General features: G+C 69.4%; 10 protein-coding genes and 1 tRNA gene. 5 read left to right on the top strand and 6 right to left on the bottom strand.

Going from position 1 to position 24,080, the window contains the following annotated elements; translation table 11 throughout:
• The first annotated feature begins 111 nt into the window (after positions 1 to 111).
• The 3 genes from C8K36_RS11385 to C8K36_RS11375 all read left to right on the top strand — a co-directional run bounded on the left by C8K36_RS11385 (position 112) and on the right by C8K36_RS11375 (position 18,527).
• Positions 112 to 16,821, top strand: a complete 16,710-nt coding sequence (locus C8K36_RS11385; protein WP_107984585.1) for a non-ribosomal peptide synthetase — start codon at positions 112 to 114, stop codon at positions 16,819 to 16,821.
• Positions 16,822 to 16,941: 120 nt separating this feature from the next.
• Positions 16,942 to 18,297 (top strand): lysine N(6)-hydroxylase/L-ornithine N(5)-oxygenase family protein, encoded by a 1,356-nt coding sequence (locus tag C8K36_RS11380; protein ID WP_107984584.1) that lies wholly within the window; start codon positions 16,942 to 16,944, stop codon positions 18,295 to 18,297.
• Complete coding sequence (locus tag C8K36_RS11375; RefSeq protein ID WP_005515491.1) at positions 18,294 to 18,527, top strand: MbtH family protein; 234 nt, start codon at positions 18,294 to 18,296, stop codon at positions 18,525 to 18,527. The genes C8K36_RS11380 and C8K36_RS11375 overlap by 4 nt, the downstream gene beginning before the upstream one ends.
• Positions 18,528 to 18,541: 14 nt before the next feature.
• On the opposite strand, the gene C8K36_RS11370 is transcribed toward C8K36_RS11375, so the two are convergent.
• Both C8K36_RS11370 and C8K36_RS11365 read right to left on the bottom strand, forming a co-directional pair.
• Positions 18,542 to 19,996: a threonine/serine ThrE exporter family protein gene (locus C8K36_RS11370; protein WP_107984583.1), complete on the bottom strand. Its 1,455-nt coding sequence runs from the start codon at positions 19,994 to 19,996 to the stop codon at positions 18,542 to 18,544.
• Between the two features lies 1 nt (position 19,997).
• Positions 19,998 to 20,396 (bottom strand): nuclear transport factor 2 family protein, encoded by a 399-nt coding sequence (locus C8K36_RS11365; protein WP_107984582.1) that lies wholly within the window; start codon positions 20,394 to 20,396, stop codon positions 19,998 to 20,000.
• An 82-nt stretch (positions 20,397 to 20,478) separates the two neighbouring features.
• On the opposite strand from C8K36_RS11365, the gene C8K36_RS11360 reads away from it, so the two are divergent.
• A tRNA-Thr gene (locus tag C8K36_RS11360) sits at positions 20,479 to 20,553 on the top strand.
• 605 nt (positions 20,554 to 21,158) lie between these two features.
• On the opposite strand, the gene C8K36_RS11355 is transcribed toward C8K36_RS11360, so the two are convergent.
• The 3 genes from C8K36_RS11355 to C8K36_RS11345 all read right to left on the bottom strand — a co-directional run bounded on the left by C8K36_RS11355 (position 21,159) and on the right by C8K36_RS11345 (position 23,215).
• Positions 21,159 to 21,344, bottom strand: a complete 186-nt coding sequence (locus C8K36_RS11355; RefSeq protein WP_107984581.1) for an enoyl-CoA hydratase — start codon at positions 21,342 to 21,344, stop codon at positions 21,159 to 21,161.
• A gap of 258 nt (positions 21,345 to 21,602) precedes the next feature.
• Positions 21,603 to 22,241 (bottom strand): class I SAM-dependent methyltransferase, encoded by a 639-nt coding sequence (locus C8K36_RS11350; RefSeq protein ID WP_107984580.1) that lies wholly within the window; start codon positions 22,239 to 22,241, stop codon positions 21,603 to 21,605.
• Positions 22,238 to 23,215, bottom strand: a complete 978-nt coding sequence (locus C8K36_RS11345; protein WP_107984579.1) for an NAD(P)/FAD-dependent oxidoreductase — start codon at positions 23,213 to 23,215, stop codon at positions 22,238 to 22,240. Before C8K36_RS11345 ends, C8K36_RS11350 begins: the two co-directional genes overlap by 4 nt.
• Before the next feature lie 93 nt (positions 23,216 to 23,308).
• Between C8K36_RS11345 and C8K36_RS11340 the strand changes: the two genes are divergently transcribed.
• Positions 23,309 to 23,911, top strand: coding sequence for an XRE family transcriptional regulator (locus C8K36_RS11340; RefSeq protein WP_107984800.1), 603 nt, complete (start codon positions 23,309 to 23,311; stop codon positions 23,909 to 23,911).
• An 18-nt stretch (positions 23,912 to 23,929) separates the two neighbouring features.
• On the opposite strand, the gene C8K36_RS25170 is transcribed toward C8K36_RS11340, so the two are convergent.
• On the bottom strand, positions 23,930 to 24,061 hold the full coding sequence (locus C8K36_RS25170) for a hypothetical protein (protein WP_258195377.1): 132 nt from the start codon (positions 24,059 to 24,061) through the stop codon (positions 23,930 to 23,932).
• Positions 24,062 to 24,080 lie beyond the last annotated feature (19 nt).

Here is a 24,080-nt window from a genome sequence, read left to right as displayed (position 1 = left end):
GTGGCCGGACGGCGCGGCCGGATGGGCGCAGGCGAGCGGGTTAGCCTATCCTAATTTGGATACCTTTGCGTCCGTCTCGCGCGGCGCGTCACGACGGACGATCGGATTTGTATGTCTGCGGACCACCTGCCGGCTGCCCCCTTGCTCGACGACGCCGTCACCGGGCTGCCCGTCACCGCCGCGCAGTCCGAGATCCTCGTCGCGCAGCAGCTCGATCCGCAGAGCACCGTCTACAACCTGTCCCTCGTCGTCGAGGCCACCGGACCGATCGACATCGACCGCGCCGCCGCGGCGATCCGCCGGACCGTCACGCACGCCGAGGCGCTGCACGTCCGGTTCCGAGTGGGCGAGGACCGGACGCTGCGGCAGGTGCCGGCGCCGTCCGACGCGTGGCCGCTCGACGTGGTCGACGTCCGCGACGCCGCCGACCCGGAGGCCGCGGCGCAGGAGTGGATGGACCGGGACATGGCGACGGTCGCCGACGTCACCGGCGACGACGCGCTGTTCGCGCACGCGCTGTTCCGTCTCGCCGACGATCACACCGTCTGGTACCAGCGCTATCACCACAGCATCATCGACGGCTTCGGTATCTCGCTGATCGTCGCCGACATGGTCGCGCGCTACGACGACCCGAACCTCGAGTCGAAGGCCGGGGAGTGGGCGCTGCGCGACCTCGTCGACGCCGACCTCGAGTACCGCGGATCGGCCCGCTTCGAGACCGATCGGGCCTACTGGCTCGGCGAGATTCTCGATGCACCCGAACCCCCGCAGATCTGCGCGGCCGGCGCCGATGGCTCCGCGACACCGGAGTCCACGACCGTCACGATCGACGGCGCCATCGCCGACGCGATGTACGCGTTCGCCACCGCCGCGGGCATCCGGCGCACCCGGCTGCCGATGGCGCTGATCGTCGCCTACCTGCATCGCGTCACGGGCCTGCGCGAGCTCACCGTTTCGGTGCCGATGGCGGCCCGAGTCGGCCGCGCGATGCGTCGCACCCCGGGCATGGCGTCGACGATCCTGCCGGTGACGTTCCGGGTGGACCCGGCCGCGACGGTGGGCGACCTCGCGCGGGCGATCGACGCCCAGCTGGTCGCGACGCTGCGTCACGGCCGCTTCCGCGGCGAGGACCTCGCCCGCGAGGTGCGGGCGATCGACCCCGACCGGCGCGTCTTCGGTCCCGGCATCAATTCGATGATGTTCGAGCACGTCCTCGAGTTCGACGGCAATCCCGCGCACATTCGCGGCTCGGTCACCGGGCCGGTCAGCGACCTCGACTTCTCGATCCAGGGCGGCGAGGACGGCGAACCGATCCGCATCGACCTGCGCGCCCCGGCCGGGCAGCGCGACGAGCTGTTGCGGCACGAGGAACGCCTGGCGCACTTCGTGTCCCAGTTCCTGCGGGATCCGATGGCGGCGGTGGGCGCGCTCGAGCCGATGTCCGACGAGGAGCGCCACCGGGTCCTGGTCGAGTGGAACGACACCGCCGAAAGGCAGCCGTCGCGCTCCGTTCCGGAACTGTTCGCCGACGCCGTCCGACGCGGCCCCGACGCCGAGGCGCTGGTGGCGGGCGAGGTGCGCCTGACGTATCGCGAACTGTCGGAGCGAGTGGCGCAGCTGGCCCGCCATCTGCTCGAGCGGGGCCTGTCCCCGGAAGAAGTTGTGGCCGTGGGTCTTCCGCGGTCGGCGGAGATGGTCGTCGGACTCCTGGCGGTGCTGTGCGCGGGTGGGGCCTTCGTGCCGCTGGATCCGGCGTGGCCGCAGGAGCGCCGCGACTCCGTCCTCACCGACGCAGGCGCCCGCCTGGTGCTCACCGGTCCGGGTGGCGTTGACGCCGGAACCGACTCGGTGCCCGTCGATCTCTCGGCCTGGGCGCACGACGAGTACTCGAACGTGCTGCCCGACGGCGAGCTGGACGGCCGCCGCCTCGCATACGTGATCTTCACCTCCGGGTCCACAGGCCGACCCAAGGGCGCGATGATCCGCCACGAGGCGATCTGCGCGCGCCTGCTCTGGCAGCGTGAGCGCGTGCTCGGTTTCGGGGCGGACGACGCGTCGCTGTTCAAGGCGCCGCTGTCGTTCGACATCTCCGTCAACGAGATCCTGCTGCCGCTGGTCTCGGGCGGTCGTCTGATCGTCACCGAGTCAGGCGGCGAACGCGATCCTCAATACCTGCTCGATCTCATTGCCCGCGAACAGGTCACGTTCGTCTACCTGGTGTCGTCGATGCTCGACGTGCTGCTGGACCTGGCGCGCGACACCGACCTGTTGTCGGGGCTGCGGCACGTGTGGTGCGGCGGCGAGGTGCTCACCCCCGACCTGTTCGACCGCTTCCGTCGGCAGTTGTCGACGACGCTGTACCACGGGTACGGACCGGCCGAGGCGACGATCGGTGTCTCGCACGTGATCTACCGCGACGAGGCCACCCGCATCGCGACGTCCATCGGCCGCCCCAACCCCAACACCCAGCTGTACGTGCTCGATTCGCAACTGCGCGCGGTGCCCGAGGGCATCGGCGGCGAGCTGTATGCGGGTGGCTACCTGCTGGGGCGCGGCTACGTCGGCGCACCCGCCCTGACGGCGTCACGGTTCGTCGCGAACCCGTTCGCGGACGACGGTTCCCGCCTCTACCGCACGGGCGATCTGGCGCGGTGGAGCGCCGACGGTAGCCTCGACTTCCTCGGCCGCGCCGACAACCAGGTGAAGATTCGCGGCATGCGTCTCGAACTGGAGGACGTCGAGGCGGCGCTGGCGTCCAACCCCGAAGTGCGACACAGCGCGGTCCTCGTCTGCAAGACGCCGACGGGTGCGAACTACCTTGCCGCGTATGTCGTTCCGGACGGCGATCGGGTCCTCGACATCGATACGCTGCGGGCATGGGCGTCGGACAAGCTGCCCGAGTACATGGTGCCGTCGGCGTTCGTCGTCCTCGACGCGTTCCCGCTCACCCCGAACGGCAAGCTGGACCGGCGGGCGCTGCCCGAGCCCGATCTGGCCGCGGCGAGCGAGCACGTCGCTCCCCGCACGGAACTCGAGGCAGCCCTGTGCGCGCTGATCGCCGGCGTGCTGGGGCTCGACCAGGTGGGCGTCACCGACGACTTCTTCGCGCTCGGCGGCGACAGCATCGTCGCGATCCAGCTCGTCAACCAGGCTCGGCGCGAGGGCTTCTCGATCAGCGCTCGGGAGATTTTCCAGCTCCGTACCGCAGCATCACTGGCCGCGGTCCTCGACGGCCGGGTCGCGGACGCCGCAGACGCCGATGACATCGCGGTGGGCGAGGTGCCCGCGACGCCGGTCGTCGCCCGCGTCTGCGGCGTCGGCACCGACGTGCGCACGTTCCATCAGTGGGTGCTGCTGCAGACTCCGGCGGGTCTCGACGAGGACACCGCGACCGCGGCTCTGCAGGCCGTCGTCGATCGGCACGACGCGCTGCGGGCGCGCTGGGATCGGGAGAGCGGAGCGCTCACGATTCCCGCCGCCGGTGTCTTGCCGACCGTGCACGTCTCGGATCTGCCGGACGCCGACGTCGAGACCGCCGTGGCCGCAGACCGCGACGCGCTCGTCGAATTCCTGGACCCCGAGTCTGGAATCATGCTGCAGGCCATGTTGTTCCGTCGTCCCGATACGGCCGGCCGTCTCCTTCTGGTTGGGCACCACCTCGTGGTGGACGGGGTGTCGTGGCGGATCGTCGTCGAGGACTTCGCCCGCGCCGCCGCAGCGCTCCTTGCCGGTGGCCAGCCCGAACTGCCGCCGGTCGGCACGTCGCTGCGCCGCTGGACCGAGTTGCAGGGCGTGCGTGCGGCCGAGGGCGCGTTCGACGACGAACTGGGGCACTGGAAGGCCGCAACCGCACCCGGTGCGCTCGAGATCGCTTCCACAGAAGTCGATCCCGCCGTCGACACGTGGGCGTCGGCGCACAGCACGACGATCGACACTGCGAGCGAGGTCGCCACACCGCTGCTCACCGACATCCCGGCCGCGTACCACGCGGGTGCCGGGGACGTCCTCGCGGCGGCGCTGGCCCTGGCTCTGCGCCGCTGGCGTGGCGGTGATGCGGACGTCCTGGTGGATCTCGAGGGCCACGGCCGCGAGGAACATCTCGTCCGCACGCCCGGCACCGCCCTCGATGTCTCCCGCACCGTCGGCTGGTTCACCACCATGTACCCGGTACGTCTCGACGTCCAGGGCGCCGCCCTTCCGTCGGCACTCATGTCCGTCAAGGAACAGTTGCGACGGGTCCCGAACAATGGATTCGGCTACGGCGCATTGCGTTACCTGACCGCGGCGGGCCGCGATCTCGCATCCGGCGCCGCTCCACAGGTGCTGTTCAACTACCTCGGCCGGGTCGCGTCCGGCGAGGGCGTCGACTGGCTGCCCACCGCGACAGGCGGTGCGAGCGACCCGGCGATGCCGCTGGCGCACGCCCTGACTGTCGACGTGATCGCCACCGACGGTCCGGGCGGACCGACGCTGCGCACCACGCTCACATGGGCCGGGCGGCTCCTGTCCGAGGCGGAGGTCGGCGCATTCGCCGACCACTGGAGCGCTGCACTGCGCGAGATCGCCGGGTCCGCAGCGGGAGGCGGACATACGCCGTCCGACTTCCCGTTGGTCCCGCTGGCGCAGAACGACATCGACCGGCTCGCCGAAACCGCGCCGACGCTGTCGGACATCCTGCCGACCACTCCGCTGCAGGACGGGATCTACTTCCACAGCGTCTACGAGCGCGACGGCGCGTCTCCCAGCGAGCCCGACCCGTACGTGGTGCAGCAGGTGGTGGAACTGACCGGCGAGGTGGACGCCGTCGCGCTGCACCGCGCACTACAGGGCGTCGTGGACCGTCACGACGTCTTGCGCGCTGCGCTGCGTCCGCTCTCCGACGGCCGCGTGGTGCAGGTGATCTCGGCCCGCGCCGACGTGCCGATGACGGTGCTGGACCTCTCGACGGACCCGGACCCGATGTCCGCCGTCGACCGGATGCTGGCGGAGGACCGGCTTCGCGGCTTCGACTTCGAACGGCCGCCGCTGCTGCGCTACGCCCTCGTTCGCCTCGAACAGGCAAAGTTCCTGCTGCTGCAGTCCATCCACCACGTCGTCGCCGATGGCTGGTCGGTGCCCGTGATGCTGCGCGAACTCCTGGCCCTGTACAGCCCGGCCGGAACCCCGCTCGCCCTGCCCGCGCCCGCTGCATACCGGAACTATCTGGGCTGGTTGGCATCCCGTGACCGCGAAACGTCGATCGATGTGTGGCAGCGGGCGCTCGCGGGCGCCGGCGAGCCGCCGACGCTGCCCGGGGTCCCCGCGGCGGGGGCCCGCGGCGTCCGCAGTGTCGAGGTGTCGCTTCCGCCCGCCGAGACGAGCGAGCTGAACCGACTCGGCCGTGAGCGCGGGCTGACCACCAGCACCCTGGTCCACGGCGCGTGGGGACTGCTGCTCGCTCGCCTCACCGGTCGGCGTGATGTGACGTTCGGTTCGACAGTCTCGGGGCGCGGCGGGGACCTGCCCGGCATCGAATCGATGGTGGGCCTGTTCATCAACACGGTGCCGGCGCGTCTGCGGCTGAACCCGGATGAGACGACCGCCGACGTGCTCACGCGCTGGCAGTCGGAGCAGTCGGCGCTGCTCGAGCACCAGTACGTGGGGCTGGGCGAGTTGCGCCGCGTCACCGGACTGCAGGAACTCTTCCAGACGCTCGTCGTGGTGGAGAACTATCCGATCGGCGACACCGCGATCGCGGATCCGTCGGGCAGCCTGGCCCTCACCGGCATTCGCTTCGACGAGCATCCGCCGTACCCGCTGACGCTGATCGCGGTGCCGGGGGACGAGTTGCGTCTCGAGGTGAAGTACGACGCCGCGCGGGTATCGGACGCGTCGGCCGCACAGATGGCGGACGGCATGGTCGCGATTCTGTCCGGCCTGCCCGCGACGCTGGACGGCCCGGTGGCGGCGATTGCTCTCGGCCGCAAGCCCGCTCGCGACAGAGATGTCCAGGTCGTCGACTTCCCGGCGACAACCGTCACCGCGCTGCTGGACGAACAGGCCGACCGCACTCCTGACGCAACCGCGGTGGTGTTCGAGGGGCGGAGTCTGTCTTACGCACAGCTTCACGATCTCGCGAACCGGTTGGCGCACATCCTCGTCGAGCGCGGCGTCCGTCCCGAGTCCAGGGTGGCCGTTGCGTTGCCCCGATCGATCGAACTGATGGTGGCCCTCCTCGCGATCGGCAAGGCAGGCGGTGCGTACGTCCCACTCGACACCGGCTACCCGGCCGATCGGCTGGCGTACATGCTCGAGGATTCGGCACCGGTGTGCGTGCTGACGTCCGTCGAGGCTGCGGCTGCGCTGCCGGACACCGGCGTCGACCGGATCCTCGTCGACGACCTCGACCTGGACGGCTACCCCGCCCACCCGGTCACGGTCGACGTGCTGCCGCATCACCCGGCGTACGTGATCTACACGTCCGGGTCGACGGGTCGGCCCAAGGGCGTCGTCGTCCCGCACGCGGGTGTGGTGAATCGCCTGCTGTGGATGCAGACGTTCCGGGCGATCCTGCCCACGGACCGTGTGCTGCAGAAGACGCCGTCGAGCTTCGACGTCTCGGTGCCGGAGTTCTTCGGCCCGCTGGTGGCCGGCGCCATGCTGGTGCTCGCGCGTCCCGACGGGCACCGTGACCCGGAGTACCTGGCGCAGTTGATCGTCGATCAGTCGATCACCCGCGCGCACTTCGTCCCGTCGATGCTCGAGCTGTTCCTCGACGAACCGAAGGCACGCGCGTGCACGGGCCTGCGGGTGGTCGCGGCGAGCGGCGAGGCGCTGCCGCTGCCGGTGGTGCGCCGCTTCGCGGACGTGCTGCCGGGCGCGGTCCTCGACAACCTGTACGGCCCCACCGAGGCGTCGGTGGAGGTCAGTTGCGCGGCTGCGGTGCAGGGCCTGCCGGCGGACGCGACGGCCGTGCCGATCGGCCTGCCGGTGGCCAATACTTCTCTCTACGTGCTGGATCCATACCTGCAGGCCGTCGCCGACGGCGCCGCGGGCGAGCTGTACCTCTCGGGTCCGCAGTTGGCGCGTGGGTATCTCGGACGCCCGGGATCGAGCGCCGACCGTTTCGTCGCCGACCCCTTCGGCGCACCCGGCGACCGCATGTACCGCACCGGGGACGTGGCGCGCCGCGCCGCGGACGGCACCGTCGAGTACCTGGGGCGCGCCGACGACCAGGTGAAGGTGCGCGGTTTCCGGATCGAGCTGGGCGAGATCGAGTCCCGTCTCGCGGAGCATCCCGACGTCGCCCGGGCGGCCGTGGTCGTGCGGGAGGACGCGCCCGGACACCAGCAGCTCGTCGGGTATGTGGTCGCGGACGCCGATATCGATGTCGATGCGGTCCGCCGATTCGCGGGGGAGACCCTGCCGGAGTTCATGGTCCCGACAGCGTTCGTCGTGGTCGACGAGCTGCCGCTGAGCCCCAGCGGCAAGCTCGACCGTCGCGCGCTGCCGGTGCCTGCCGTCCCGGCTGTCACGGCGTCGAAGGACACCGCACCGACAGGCCGCGCTTCGGTGGTCGCCGGCCTGGTCGCCGAGGTGCTCGGACGCGAGTCGGTGGGCGAGGACGACGACTTCTTCGCCCTCGGCGGCGACAGCATCCTCGCGATCCGGCTGGTGAACCTCGCGCGGCGCGAGGGGATCACGATGACCCCGCGGCAGATTTTCGAGCAGCGCAGCGCTCGGGCGCTGGCCCGGGTGCTCGGGGACGACCCGGCGGCCTCGACCGCCGTGGTCGCGGCCGTGCCCGTCGACACCACGGGCGATGCCCTGCCGATGCCGGTGGTGCACCGGCTGTCGGAGTGGAGCGGCGGCACCGATCGCTTCAACCAGGCCGTCCTGATCAACACGCCTGCCGAGGCGACCGTCGAGACCCTCACGGCTGCATTGCAGTCCGTTCTCGATCACCACGACGGGCTGCGGCAGCAGCTCGCCCGGCACGCGCCGGGTGTGTGGTCGGTGCACATCGCCGAGCGTGGCACCGTCGCGCCGTCGCTGCGGCGCGTCGACGTCAGTGGTTGCGCCGACGACCGGCTACGGGATGTCCTCGCCGCCGAATCCGCCGCCGCCGCCGGCCGTCTGGACCCGGCACGGGGCGCGATGGTCGAGGCCGTCTGGTTCGACGCCGGCCCGGCTCATCTCGGACGCCTGCTGGTGGTTGCCCATCACCTCGTGGTCGACGGCGTCTCGTGGCGCGTGCTGCTCGAGGATCTGCCGATGTCGTGGGTGGCGGCGCAATCCGGTCAGCCCGCCGCGCTCGACTCGGTCCGCACGTCACTGAAGGAGTACGCCGAGCTCGTCACCGCACAGGCGCAGCAGCCCTCCCGGCTGCGCGAGCTCGAGCACTGGACAGAGACCACCGCGCCCGGTGCCGAACTGGTACCGGCGGCCCGCGGCGACGTCACTATCGGCAGCGGCGTCAGCCGGACCGTGCGCCTCTCGGTCGCCGAGACCGAGGCGGTACTCACGGCGGTGCCGGCTCTCGTGCGCGCCGACGTCACCGATGTCCTGGTGACGGCACTGCGTATCGCGGTCACCCACTGGTTCGCCACGCAGGGCCGGGAGTCGGATCTGCTGCTCGACCTCGAGCGGCACGGCCGCGAGGAGCTCGCTCCGGGCGTCGACCTGTCCCGCACGGTCGGCTGGTTCACCAACATCACTCCGGTGCGTCTGCCCGGTTCCGGCGAAGCGCTCGACGTCCTCAAGTCGGTCAAGGAGGCGCTGCGCGCCGCGCCCGACGGCGGCATCGGCTACGGCATGCTGCGCTACGCCAACGCCCGTACCGCAGGACTGCTCGCGGCGGGCGCCCCCGCCCAGGTGCTGTTCAACTATCTCGGCAGGATGCCCGCGGCCCTCGCTGCGCCATGGGCGTCGGCGGTCGAATCCGGTTCGCTGGCAGCCGATCCCGACGCCGATCTGGGTGGGCCGTACCGCCTGCTCGTCAATGCGCTGTGCGAGGACACCGGCGACGGGCCGGTGCTGAGCGCCGTGTTCGGCTGGTCCGAGCCGGATCTCTCGGAGACGGATGCCCGCGCGCTCAGCGACGGCTGGGCCTCGGCGTTGCGGGAACTCGTCGCGCTCGCCGACACGCACGACGGGTCGGTCGCGCTCACTCCGTCCGACGTTCCGCTGGCGGGTCTGACGCAGGCCGAGATCGATTCGGTCGTCGCGGCCACACCGAGCAGCGTCGAGATGATCTGGCCGCTGTCCCCCCTGCAGGAAGGCCTGTACTTCCAGGCCGGGATCGCCGACGGCGCCGACATCTACACCGCGCAGTTCTCGCTGGACTTCGACCGGCACCTGGATCTCGAGCGACTGTCCGCCGCGATCTGCACACTGCAGCGCCGCAACCCCACGCTGCGAGCAGGATTCGTCAGTGCCGGTCTCGCCGCGCCGGTGCAGTTCGTCAGCGCCGGACTCGACGTCCCGATCACCGAGGTGGACCTACGACACCTCGACGACGCCGCCCGCGACGAGCGGGCCGCGCAGTTGATGGTCGAGGACCGGCTCACGCCGTTCGACCTCGAGACGCCGCCGCTGTGGCGCGCGCTGGTACTGCGCCTCGGCGAGGACCGCGACCGACTGGTGATCAACCGCCAGTTCCTGCTGTGGGACGGCTGGTCCAACGGGCTCGTCGTGAGCCAACTGCTCGCCCTCTACGAGACCGGCGGAGACGACACCGGATTCGTCATGCCCGACGGCGGATTCGACGACTACCTGTCCTGGCTCGCCGGCCGCGACGGCGACGCCGCCCGGGACGCGTGGACGCGGACGCTGTCCGGACTCGCGGAGCCCACGTTGATCGCGCGGCGCACCGGTGCGTCCGCGGGCCTGCCCGGCCGCCGCGATGCGGTGCTGTCGCAGGATCTGGGTGAGCGACTGCGCGCGCAGGCGACGCAGGCTGGGGTGACGTTCAACGCGGTCCTGAACGCGGCCCTCGGTCTGGTGCTCGCGGGCGCGACCGGCCGCACCGACGTCGTGTTCGGCACCACGGTCGCCGGCCGGCCGCCGGAGGTACCCGGCATCGACTCCGTCGTCGGCATGTTTCTCAACACCGTGCCGGTGCGGATGGTGCTGCGACCGAACGAGTCTGCGTCGGATCTGATGCGTCGCACGCAGACCGCGCGGCTGGAACTGATGCCGTACGACTACCTCGGTCTCGCCGCGATCCAGCGTGCAAGCGAACACCGCGAACTGTTCGACGTGCTGTACGTGCTGCAGAACTTCGTCGACGAGAACCAGGTGTCGGCGCTGCACGCCGCGCACGACATCAGCGGCGGCGACAGCATCGACCACACGCATTACCCGCTCACGGTGGTCGTGACCCCCGGTGCCGAGACCAAGCTGAAGTTCGAGTTCCACCCGGACAAGGTCTCCGCGGCCGATGCCGAGCACATGCTCGATACGTTCGTCCGACTGCTCGAGCAGTTCGCGGACGACGTCGATCTCCCGGTCGGGCGGACGGACATCCTTGCCCCGCAGGACCGTGCGGCCCTCGACGCCCGGCTCACCGAATCCGTGCACGCGGTACCTGAGCAGACCGTCGCCGACCTGTTCGCCGAGACGGCGCAGCGGATCCCGGAGGCGACGGCGCTGGTGTTCGGCGACGACACCGTCACCTACGCGGCCCTCGATGCGCGGATCAACCGACTGGCCCGGGTCCTGCTCGCGCACGGCGCCGGACCGGAGAAGATCGTGGCCCTCGCGCTGCCGCGGTCGGTGGAGACCGTCGTCGCACTGTTCGCGGTCCTGCGTACCGGTGCCGCGTATCTGCCGCTCGAACTGGACCATCCGGCCGAGCGTCTCGTCGGGATGCTCGATGATGCCCGGCCGGTCACGATGCTGGCTACCACGCGTGCTGCCGAAATCCTCTCGGCGGCAACGGTCGACACGATCCTCGTCGACGATTCCGCGGTTCTGGCCGGCTGCGACGAATCGGCGCTCACTGCCGCCGAACTCGGCGGCTTCGCGCCGGGCGTCCCGGGGCGCCTGGACCATCCCGCGTACGTGATCTACACGTCCGGGTCGACGGGCCGACCCAAGGGCGTCGTGACGCCGTACCGCGGCCTGACGAACATGCAGTTCAACCACCGCGAGGCGATCTTCGAACCGGTCGTGCGCGGGGAGGGCGGACGCACGCTGCGCATCGCGCACACCGTGTCGTTCGCGTTCGACATGTCGTGGGAGGAACTGCTGTGGCTCGTGGAGGGCCACGAGGTGCACATCTGCGACGAGGAACTGCGCCGTGACGCGCAGGCCCTGGTGGCGTACGGCGACGCGCACCAGATCGACGTCGTCAATGTGACCCCCACGTACGCGCGGCACCTCATCGAGGAGGGCCTGCTCGATGACGGTCCGCGACGGCACCGCCCGCCGCTGGTCCTGCTCGGCGGCGAGGCAGTCTCGGATCAGGTGTGGGACGTGTTGCGCGACACCGAGGGTACGTGCGGCTACAACCTGTACGGCCCCACCGAGTACACGATCAACACGCTCGGCGGCGGCACGGCCGACAGCGCCACCCCGACGGTGGGCCGACCCATCTGGAACACCGTCGCTCACGTCCTCGACGGCTGGCTGCGACCTGTCGCCGACGGCGTGCCGGGTGAGCTGTACATCTCCGGCGTCGGACTCGCGCGCGGCTACCTCGACCGCTTCGCGCTCACTGCCGAGCGGTTCGTCGCCGACCCGATCGTCGGCGCCGGTGCCCGCATGTACCGCACCGGCGACCTCGTGCGGCGTGGGCCGGACGGCAACATCGACTTCCTCGGCCGCACGGACGACCAGGTGAAGATCCGTGGTCACCGCGTCGAGTTGGGCGAGGTGGAATCGGTACTGGCGGCGCACGAGTCGGTGCGGCAGGCCGCGGTGATCGCCGACGCCGGGCCGGGCGGGATCAGACGCCTGGTCGGGTACGTCGTCACTGCCGGTAACCGGGACCTCGCGACCTACGCACGGACGGTATTGCCCGACTACATGGTTCCGGCCGCGATCATCGCGGTCGACGAGCTGCCGATGACCGTCAACGGCAAGCTCGACGTGCGGGCGCTGCCGTCCGCCGACACGGTGCTGGGCCAGGGGTCGGGCGAATCCCGCGAGCCGCGTGATGCCGTCGAGGAGACACTGTGCCGGCTCTTCGGCGAGGTTCTCGAACTCGAGGTCGAACTCGGTATCGACGACGACTTCTTCGATCTCGGCGGGCATTCGCTGCTCGCGACCCGGCTCATCAGTCGTGCGCGCGCGGATCTGTCTGCCGAGGTGACGATGCGGGACCTGTTCGAGGCGCCCACCGTCGCCGCACTCGCACGGCGGATCTCGGGGCGCACCGAGTCGACACGGCCGGTACTCGTCGCGGGGGAGCGGCCCGAGCATCTGCCGCTCTCGCCGGCGCAGCAGCGGCTGTGGGTGATCCAGCAGATGGAAGGGGACAGCGCGGGCTCGTCCAATGCGTACAACTTCCCGATCGTGCTGCGCTTGCGCGGCGACCTCGATCCGGCCGCCCTGACCGAGGCCCTGGCCGATGTCGTCGTGCGGCACGAGGTGCTGCGGACGGTGTTCGGTGAGCACGACGGCGAACCCGTCCAGCTGGTCCTGGACAGCGTCCGGCCCGATGTCACCGTGGTCGACGCGGAACCGGACGAGGCTCCCGCGCTGGTGGCCGCCGCCGTAGGGCGACCGTTCGATCTGGCCGCCGAGATACCTTTGCGCGCCACGGTGATCCGTGTCGGAGACGACGAGCACGTACTCGCGCTGGTGCTGCACCACATCGCGACCGACGAGTGGTCGGATCGGCCGTTCCTGCGCGACCTCATGGTCGCCTACTCGGCGCGCACCCACGGCGCGGCCCCCGAGTGGACGTCGTTGCCGGTGCAGTACGCGGACTTCACACTGTGGCAGCGGGCGCTGCTCGGCGAGCCGTCCGACGCCGACTCACTGATGAGCCGTCAGCTGGACCACTGGGCCGGCGTTCTCGACGGCGCACCCGAAGAACTGGAGCTTCCCGCCGACCGCAGCAGGCCTGCACGGCCCAGCTTCGCCGGTGGCGCAATCGAACTCGATCTTGATGCTGCGACCACCCGCGCGTTGCGGGTCATCGCCCGCGCGCACGGTGCCAGCATGTTCATGGTGCTGCACGCGGCGTCGGCGGCGCTGCTGCAGCGCCTCGGCGCCGGAGACGACCTGCCGTTGGGTGCGCCGGTCGCGGGACGCTCCGAGCCGGGACTCGACGATCTGGTCGGCTTCTTCGTCAACACCGTCGTGCTCCGCACCGACGTCTCGGGTGACCCGACTTTCGCGGACCTGCTGGCGCGCGTCAAGGACCTCGACCTCGCCGCGTTCTCGCACGCCGACGTGCCGTTCGAGTCCGTCGTCGAGCGGCTCAATCCGGCTCGCACGCTGGCCCGGAACCCGTTGTTCCAGGTGATGGTCGGGTACCACAGCCGCACCGCCGACCCGGCACCGTCCGAGGGCCTGGCGCTCGCGCCGGTATCCATCGAGGAGCGGACCGCCAAGTTCGACCTGGTGTTCAACTGGACCGAGTTCCTCGACGCGGACCGGGTGCAGCTGCGACTCGAGTACAGCGCCGACCTCTTCGATCGCGACACCGTCGAGCGCATGGCACGCCGTCAGGTCGCCGTGCTCGGTGCCGTCGCCGCGGATCCCGCGACGCGGGTGTCCGCCGTCGACGTGTTCCTGGACGGCGAACGCGACTCGGTGCTGCGCTCCTTCAACGACACCGCCCGAGCTGTCGAGGAATTGACGTTGCCGGAGGCGTTCGACCGATGGGTGCGGGAGACGCCCACGGCGATCGCCGTCGCGGACCGGGACGGCGAGGCGACCTTCGCCGAACTCGACAAGCGGTCCAAGAGCATTGCGGCCGTGCTCGCGGCGCGCGGTGTCCGGACGGAAAGTGTGGTGGGCCTGGCCGTTCCGCGTTCGATCGACATGGTGGCGTCGGTGCTCGGCGTGCTGCGTCTCGGTGCGGCCTACCTGCCGCTCGACCTGAACCACCCCCAGGACCGCATCTCGTTCATGCTCGAGGACTCGGGCGCCACGGTCCTGCTGACCACGTCGCCCGAATCGGCCCGGATCGTGGGGGACCTGGACCGGGTCCTGCTCGACGACCCCCGTGTGATCGCCGAAACCTACGGCCGCGCAACTGATGGACTGCCGACACCGCCGCCCGGGCTCGACCACGCCGCATACGTGATCTACACGTCCGGGTCGACGGGCCGTCCCAAGGGCGCGGTGCTGCCGCACGAGGGCATCATGAGCCTGGTCGCGACGGCCGAGGACCGGATGAAGCTGACCACCGGATCGGTCGTCATGCAGTTCGCCTCCGTCGGCTTCGACGTGGCGGTGTTCGAGTTGTCGATGGCGCTGTGCACCGGTTCCACACTGGTGATCATCCCGGAAGAGGCCCGCGTGGCCGGTCCGGAACTCACCGACTTCATGCACGAGCGCAAGGTGACGCACGCGATCCTGCCGCCGTCGCTGATGGCCGCGCTGCCTCCGGGATGCGCTGTGCCGGACGGCTGCACGGTACTGGTGGGCACCGAGACGGTGCCGCCGGATCTCATCGCGCGCTGGGCCGAGCGCCTGAACCTGCTCGCCGCCTACGGTCTCACCGAGGCCACGGTCAACAACACGCTGTGGCAGGCGCTGCCGGGGTGGACGCAAGCGGTGCCGATCGGCATCCCCGATCCCAACGAGCAGGCTTTCGTGCTCGACGGCCGCCTGCGTCCGGTGCCACCGGGTATCGCAGGTGAGCTGTACATCGCCGGCCGTGGTCTGGCCCGTGGCTACCTGGGGCGGCCCGATCTCACGTCGGGCCGATTCGTGGCGAATCCGTTCGGACCGGGCCGTATGTACCGCACCGGTGACCGGGCGCGGTGGCGGACCGACGGGAACATCGACTTCCTCGGCCGCGTCGACGACCAGGTGAAGATCCGGGGATTCCGGATCGAACTCGGCGAGATCATCGCCGCACTCGCGAGTCATCCGGCGGTGAGTCAGGCCGCAGTGGTCGCCGATCGGGACGGTGAGATCACCCGCCTGATCGGTTACGTCACTCCGGAGTTCGAGGACGACGGCGTGACCGCGGCGGTGGTGGATCCGTCGGACGTCCGTGCGCACGTGGCGGCGACACTGCCCGACTACATGGTGCCGACGCTGGTCGTCGCGCTGCCCGGCGCGTTGCCGCTCACCCCGAACGGCAAGCTCGACCGCAAGGCGCTGCCCGCGCCGGACTGGTCGATGCTCGCCGGTGACGGGACGCCGCGTGACGAGCTGGAAACCGAACTGTGCGAGGTCTTCTCGGACATCCTGCACCTGCCGGCGGTCGGCATCCACGACGGCTTCTTCGACCTCGGTGGCCACTCGATGGCGGCGATGAAGCTCGTCGGACGGATCCGGAGTGCCTTCGAGGTCGCGATCACGATCCGCGACGTGTTCGACGCCCCGACGGTGGCCGAGTTGGCCGACGTCGTCCGGCACGGCGACCGGGTCGCGCACTCGGGCCTCGCGGTGACGGGCGAGACCGGACCCGTGCCGCTCGCGCCGTCGCAGCGCATGCACTGGCTGCGGCACCGATCCTCGCGGGCCCGGGCGCAGGCCGACCACGCGCTGGCGCTGGAGTTGCTCGAGCCGATCGACCCCGAACATCTCGCGCGAGCCCTCGACGACGTCGTGGATCGGCACGTGCCGCTGCGGACGGTGTTCGCCCCGGACGGTGCAGAGGTGTTCACGTCGGACGGTCCGCGTCCGGGCATCGACGTGATCGACGTCGGCGACGACGACCTGCATCGTCGAGTCTTCGAGCTGGCACAACTGCGGATCGACCTCACGGAGGAGGCGCCGCTGCGGGTGCATCTCGTGACCGACGACGCGGATCGTCAGACGCTGCTGCTGACGATGCACTATCTCGCGGTCGACGAGTGGTCGGTGGTGGCGCTGCTCGGTGACCTGCTGACCGCCTACGCGGCGCGTGCCGGTGGGGCCGAACCGGACTGGACTCCGCTCACGGTGGAGTACCCGGACTATGTGCGTTGGCAGACCGGTCTGCTCGGGTCCCCCGGCGATCCGGACAGCCTGCACGCGCGTCAGCTCGACTACTGGCGAAACCGGCTGGTGGACATGCCGACCCGTCTTCACCTGCCGGCGTCGGCGGGGGTCCGCGAGGCGCGCCGCGAGCTGGTCCCGATCGAGATCGACGCGGACCTGCACGAGGGGATCGACCGGATCGCCGCGCGAACCGGCACCAGCATGTTCATGGTGTTGCAGGCGGCGCTGGCGACCGTGCTGACCAGAAGCGGTGCGGGCAAAGACATCCCGATCGGTTCGTTCGTGGCGGGCCGGACGGAGGACGTGCTCGCGCCGATGATCGGATGCTTCTTCAACGTCGTCGTGATGCGGACCGACACGAGTGGCGACCCGGGCTTCGACGAACTGCTGGCGCGTGTCCGCGTCTCGAATCTCGAGGCCCTGGACAACCAGGACGTGGGATTCTCCTATGTCGCAGAAGAAATCGGCCTGCGTGCCGGTCGCCTACCGCAGGTGATGCTCGTGCACCACGAGCAGGCGCGGTTGGATGCGCTCGAGGGCGTTCTCGGTGGCTTCCTGCCGGTTCCGGTGGGCATGCCGTCGGCGGAGTTGACGCTGAGCTTCTACGAGCCCGTCGGCGGCGGTCCGGTACATGCCTATTTCGACTTCTCGACCGGAATGCTCGATCAGGACGCCGTCGAGGGCTGGGCTCGCGAGGTGTCCGCGCTGTTGAAGTCGTCGTTGTGACCAGGCACACGCGCCCGCCCGGGTTGGTAGCATCCCGAAGAAGGTTAGGCTTTGCTATCTTCGGCAACGAAACACTGCGGGACCCGTTCCGGGTCGGTGCCACGAGGACGGACATGAGCGATGACTGAAAGTCAGCGTACGACGAGCGCGAATTCGCTCGGGTCGGATGAGACGCTCGACCTGATCGGGATCGGGTTCGGGCCGTCGAACCTTGCGCTCGCGATCGCGATCGAGGAGCACAACGCGGAGTGCACGCCGGCCGACCGGATCCGGGCCCGCTTCTTCGAGAAGCAGGCGGAGTTCGGCTGGCATCAGGGCATGGTGCTCGACGGCGCGACCATGCAGATCGCGTTCCCGAAGGACCTGGTCACGTTCCGCAATCCGCGCAGCGGCTACACCTTCTTCTCCTACCTGCACGAGCGCGGCCGGCTCGTCGACTTCGTCAACCACCAGACCTTCTTCCCGACCCGGGTGGAGTTCCAGGACTACCTGCAGTGGGCGGCCGCCAAGGTGGACGCCGACGTCGAGTACGGCACCACCGTCGCGGCGGTCGAGGGAATCGACGACGAAGGTGTGGTCGAGCGCTTCGAGGTGGTGCTCTCCGACGGCAGTACGGTGCGTGCCCGCAATGTCGTGGTCGGTGCCGGCCTGCGGGAACGCCTGCCCGAGTGGGCGACCCCGTCGCCGCGATGCTTCCACAACCATCAGTTCCTGTTCCGTATCGCCGAGATGCCGGAGCCGGTGCATCAGCGGTTCGCGGTCGTCGGAGCAGGTCAGAGTGCCGCGGAAGTGGTGCAGTACCTGCACGACAAGTACCCGCAGGCCGAGGTGCACAGCGTGTTCTCGCGTTTCGGGTTCAGCCCGGCCGACGACAGCCCGTACGCCAACCGCATCTTCGATCCGGGCACCGTGGACGAACTGCACGCCGCACCCGCGGACGAGCGCGCCCGGTTGCTCGAACTGCATCGCAGCACCAACTATTCGTGCGTCGACATCGAACTCATCAACGAGCTGTACGCCACCGAGTACCAGGAACGGGTTCGCGGCGAGCGACGGCTGTTCATGCGACGTGCATCCGAGGTCAGCACGTTGCGCGACAGCGAGAACGGCATCGAGGTGTCGGTGTACAGCGCGCTCGACGGGTTGACGGACACCCTGATGTGCGACGCATTGGTCCTGGCTACCGGATTTGTCCCGACTCCACTGGAATCGCTCTTCGGCGACTCGCTGCCCGAGATGCATATCGATCGTGGTGTGGGCCGCGACTACCGGCTCGAGGCCGGTCCGGGCATCCGCGGGGGCGTCTACCTGCAGGGTGGTACGGAGAAGACCCACGGACTGACGGCGTCCCTGCTGTCCAATGTCGCGGTGCGCGCGGGAGAGATCCTCGATTCGATTCTCGCTCACCGAGATATCAGCGGCAGCCTTGCTAGGCTGACTGCAGACAACCCGTACGCGACAAGCGAGGTTAGATGAGCACCAATCCGTTCGACGACGAAGACGGCCGCTTCTACGTGCTGGTCAACGATGAAGACCAGCACTCCCTGTGGCCCACGTTCTCCGAGGTCCCGCAGGGATGGAGAATCGTTTTCGGTGAGGATTCGCGCCAGGCGTGCGTCGAATACGTCGAGAAGAATTGGACCGATATGCGGCCCAAGAGCCTGCGTGAGGCCATGGAGCAGGATCAGAAGAACGCCGCCGAATAAGGCTTTTCGGGCGACTAACTCACTTTCGGAGTGACGGAGTCGGCCACAGAATCGCTCATCACTACGCTGCGTCGCCCGAACCTCGGGCGGCGCAGCGTCGTGTTTCGACGCATGCGCGGCGGTCGGCGTAGTGTCCGCGCTCCCCATTCGCCCAGGGTGACGCCCGCGGCCAGGGCGCAACCGATACCGAACGCCCCCAGCAGTGCCGTGAGCCCGATGATCACCTCGTCGTTCAACATCGCGTACAGGCCGCGGTACAGCGACAGGCCCGGCAGCAGCGGCGTGATGCCTGCGACGGCGACGACGAGCGGTGGCGTCAATGCGCGGCGGGCCATCAGACCACCTGCGAAACCGATCACGGTCGCGGCGATCGCCGACGAGATCACCGGGCCGATGCCCGCACTCTGTGCGAGCACGAAGAACAGCAGACCCGCCGCACCGCCCAGACCGGCCGCGGTCAGTGCCCGCCGCTCGGCGTAACACGCGAGGGCATAGAACATGGACGCGAGTGCGCCCGCGATCACCTTCACCGGAAGCTGCGTGAGGTCGGGTTGAGCGGCGTTGCTCAGCACCGGGAGATCGGCCCCGAGCGCCGAGGCGACCCTCAGCGACAGCGCGACGCCGGCGATGATGCCGCCGGTCATCATGACGACTTCGAAGAATCTGGCGGCGGCGGTGATGGGCGCGCCGGTGATGGCGTCCTGCACGGAACCCACCAGTGACAGCCCGGACAACAGCACCACGACACCGGCCGCGATGATCTGCGACGGCCTGATCACCACGCCCAGGTGGTCCTGGACCATATAGAGCGCCGTCGCCGGGGCGGCCGCGATCAGGCCACCCATCATCTGCTGGAAGAAGTACGGAAGCCCGAAGCGGTTGAGTGCCCGGTTGACGCGGTCGATCACCACCGTCGTCAGGAACGAGACCGCGACGATCAGCGGTCCACCGCCGAGCAGCACCGCGACGGCCGCGGCCAATCCGGCCCAGCCGAGCGTCGCGACCCAGCGGTTGTAGGGGTGCGGCGCGGAGACGATCGCGTCGAGCGCGGCGTGCGCCTGCGCGGGTGTGATCGCCTCGAGCCGGATCCGACGGGTGAGTCGGTCGGCGGCCGCCAGACGCGTGAAGTCCATCGACCGGTAGTGCACGATGCGCATCGTGCCGGCCGGCGGAATCAGCGGCCCGCGGTGCGCCGACACGACGATCGAGTTGTACGTGACGTCGACGTCGCACTGCGCCAGCCCGTACGTCGCGGCGATGAACTTCACCTGCGTCGCGGTGTCGATCGCGGACGTGCCCGACGCCAACAGCACCTCCCCGACGCGGACCGCGAGGTCCAACACCTCGGCGACGCGTGCATCGTCGGTGAGGTCGATCGGCTGCAGCGGTGTCGGCGCGGCAGTGACTGCGTCGACCGTTGCCCGGCGGTCCGCGACCAGACTGCCGAACGATGCTGCGAACCTGCGCACATCAGACGTCGGTGACGAGATCCTTCTCGCTGAGATCGGTGGCCTCCAGTGCCTCTTCGAGAGTGTCGTGCCGGAACACGGCGGTTACCTGGTCGTGTACGACACGGAAGGCGGTGGCGACTGTCTTGGTATTGCCAGTCTCGCCAGGCTCATCGGTCTTCGACGGCCAGGTGGCCTGTTCCTCGACGACGATTACGCCGTCGTGCATGAACATCCGGCCGGGCACCAGTGTAGGGGCGGCGGACGATGCCCACTCGCGGAGAGCGGCGAGCCCCTGCGCTGCCCCCTCCGAGCCTGCCAGTTCGATGTCGTCGCTGGAGACCGCCAGCAGCGTGTCGATGTCGGACGAGTTGAGAGCGTCGTGCCACGCGAGAATGGTGGCGATCTCCGAGATGCGCATGGGACAACGCTAACGAAAACGGGCGGTCGCGGCACAGTTACGCGCACCACTGTCGCTATGGATATGATGGGCGCGCTCCACTGCCTCCTTAGCTCAGTGGTAGAGCACTCGCCTTGTAAGCGAAAGGTCGTCGGTTCAATCCCGACAGGAGGCTCCAAGAGGAACGTTGTAAGCAGTGGTGATTCTATTTGTTCCCCTGCTGGTTGCGAGCTGTGCCATATGTGGCGCTCGCCTCGACCCCTGGATGGCGTTCTGCGAGGTTTCTATCCTGGAAGTGCCCCCTGGCGAGGGGTGTGACGCGAAGCCCCCCGCCCGACCGACTGAGATTCTCGGATGGTGAGCGTGGATGCCATATCGGATTACTCCTCGAAATGAAGTTCCCGGAGACGTCCAAGGCCCGGATTTCCTGACATCGTCTATCTCGCCGACAAGCCCGCCGACAAGCCCGCCGACAAGCCCGCCGACAAGCCCGCCGACAAGCCCGCCGACAAGCCCGCCGACACATCCGGCGACCGAGGCCGCGGAACCGGAGCCCGACTCGAATGAGGTGCGAAGGGACTTCCACCTATTCGTCGGGATGGTGATCCTGGTAGCGGGCCTGGTCCCCGGGCTGTTGACATGGTGGGAATCCGGCTTGTTTGCCGACGGCCTCGTTGTGGGAGGGTTCGTGGCCCTGTGTGCGGCAGCAGCGGCCGTGGCGATCAAATAAGTCGACGCGGATCGCAGCAGAGACGAGCGCGCCGTGTAGGTGCCGGTATTCGCTCAGAGGGCGAAACCGTCACCCACCGTCTGCTCGGCGACGGTGAAAGTCGGGTACTTCCCGGCACCGTCTCGTTCGAGGAGTTGGACACGCACGCCGGACTCGCATCGGCGCCGGCCGACGATCCGGCCGAAGCACCAACTTCCGCTGTCGAGCGAAATGAGCGTCTTGCGTCCGCGACGCATCATGATCGTTCTCCTCGGGTAGTGCCGGTGTGACTACTCCAGGTTCTCTCTCCGAGGGGTGCGCGGGCCACGTCAGAACTACCTGTTCGACTACCTGTATTCGCCCCGGTCAGCTACCTGCCCCACGGCTCCCGCGCGCAGGTCAGCGCGCTGCGCGGCCGATTGCGCGCGCGGGACGCGCGGTTGCGCGCGGCGCGGTGTGACGTCGAGGGCCGTGGCGCCGGCCAGGCCGGCCGGCGCCACGACGGGTGACCGGTGCGGTCAGACGGCCCGGCGCGCGCGAACGACGCTGTCGTTGATGGTCATCTCGTGGTCGTCGTGCGTGACGATGCGCGACACGGCGGTGGCCGTGTCCACCGTCCACTTCTGCGAATCGAGCAGCGCCACAACCTCGTCCGGGGTGAAGAACAGCTCCGGCCGGGGCGGACGGGGAACGCCGGACTCCAGATCCGACGGGTGGTGGCCGACGATCAGCAGCGTGCCACCGGGCGCGACCAGTTCGGCGAGACGGGCGTAGAGAACCTCCCGCTCGCCCGACGGCAGGTGCACGTACTGCGAGCTGACCAGGTCGTAACGGGTGGTGCCCGGATCCCACTCGACGAGGTCGGCAGCCTCCCACGTCACCCGGTCGGCGATGCCGTCGCCGGAGTCGGCCGCGTGCTCGGCGGCCCGCTCGATCGCGACGCTCGACAGGTCGATCCCGTGCACGGTCCAGCCGCGTCGGGCCAGCCAGATGGCGTCGGCGCCCTCGCCGCAGCCGACGTCGAGCGCGGTGCCGGGCGTCAACTCCGACACCTCGTTCACCAGGTTCACGTTCGGGTTGCCGCTCCACAGACGGTGGCTCGAGCGGTAGCGCTCGTTCCAGAACTCTTTGTCCAGCACGTCGGGCAGATCGGTCATTCTGGAGATCCCTTCTGATCCTGCGCTCGGCGTTGGGCCACAGCGCGATTCGTGTCCTCTGCGATCAAATCGTTGTTGATGGCGACGGCGGCGGTGGCGGCGCCCGCGGCGGCCGCGAGGACCTGGGCCCTGATGTCGCCGACGTTGCCTGCCACCCACACGCCCGGGACCTTCGTCAGGCCCGACCAGTCGGCCGGCACGAAGCTTCCGCCGCTCATCGGTTCGACTTCGGTCTCGATGCCCAGCGAGGTGAGCGCGTCGACGCGGGCGACGAAGCGCGGAGCCACCACCACCGCCCGACGGTCCACGACGGTGCCGTCGTCGAGGCGCACACCGGTGAGACGGTCGTCGTCGATCACCAGCGACGCCACCCGGCCGGGGACGACACGGACGCCGCGGGCTGCGAGTTGTTCGCGTTCGTCGTCACTCGGTTCCGGCGCGGTGTGCAGAAACAGCGTCACGTCGTCGGACCATTGCCGGAACATGAGCGCCTGGTGCACGCTCATCGGGCCGGTGCCGAGGACGCCGACCGGTTGGTCGTTGATCTCCCAGCCGTGGCAGTACGGGCAGTGCAGGACGTCGCGTCCCCACCGTTCCCGCACGCCCGGGACGTCCGGCAACTCGTCGACCAGGCCGGTCGTCACGAGCACGCGTCGCGCCCGCACACTGCGCCCGTCCGCGAGGAGGACGGTGAACCCGTCGTCGCGTCGGACGTCGGACACCGTCCCCTCGACGATCTCGCCGCCGTAGTGGCGCACCTCGTCGGCGCCGAGACGCGTCAGGTCGGCCGGCGCGATACCGTCCCGCGACAGGAACCCGTGCACCCCCTCGGCCGGTGCATTGCGTGGCTGGCCGGCGTCGATCACCAGCACGGAGCGTCGCGACCGCGCGAGCATCAGCGCGCCCTCGAGTCCCGCGGCGCCGCCGCCGATCACCACGACGTCGTATCTGTCTTTCAATGTCTGAGCGCTCATCGATTCCTCCCTTGAGTCACCACCATGCCGACCGTCGGTGAAATCGGGCAAGCTTTGTTGCCGAAATGGCAACGGGTGGGCATCCTGGGGGTCATGGACGACTCCGACGACATGGACCGGATCCTCGACGCGGTGGGGCCGCGGCTGCGCGCTCTGCGACAGCAGCGGGGCACGACGCTGGCCGATCTGTCGTCCGACACGGGAATCTCGGTGAGCACGTTGTCGCGGCTGGAATCCGGGCAGCGGAAACCGAACCTCGAACTGCTGCTTCCGCTGGCCCGGGCGCACGGTGTGCCGCTGGACGAGTTGGTGGGCGCGCCACCGACGGGAGATCCGCGAATCCACATGCGGCCCATCAGCCGAGGCGGCAAGACGATCGTGCCGCTCACGCGCCGACCGGGAGGAATTCAGGCGTACAAGCACGTGATTCCGGGTGTCGCGGGTCCGCAGGTTCCGGACCCGCGGGTGCACGAGGGCTACGAGTGGCTCTACGTCCTCAACGGACGCCTACGCCTGGTGCTCGGCGACCGGGATCTCGTGCTGCTTCCGGGGGAGGCCGCCGAGTTCGACACGCGGGTTCCACACTGGTTCGGGGCGGCCGACGAAGATCCCGTCGAGTTCCTGGGGCTCTTCGGCCGCCAGGGCGAACGCGCGCACATCCGGGCACGTCCGGCACGGGACGAGACGGGCGAGTGAGCTGAAGGGGGGTCGGCCTCACTTGTCCTGGTGGGGGGCTGGGGAGTCTCCGAACATGGCCGCGATGCGCGACTTGATCTCTTCGGTGCTGATCGATCCGGTGCGGATACCGCTCGCGGTGGTCTGACGAGTGTTGGAGATGTGGTTCATCGACTGCTTCCGTGCCTTT

Origin of the sequence: Rhodococcus sp. OK519 (assembly GCF_003051005.1) — a bacterium.
Classification (GTDB): domain Bacteria; phylum Actinomycetota; class Actinomycetes; order Mycobacteriales; family Mycobacteriaceae; genus Prescottella.
The sequence above is the reverse complement of the archived record's forward strand: the minus strand, read 5'-3'. Positions and strand labels throughout refer to the sequence as shown.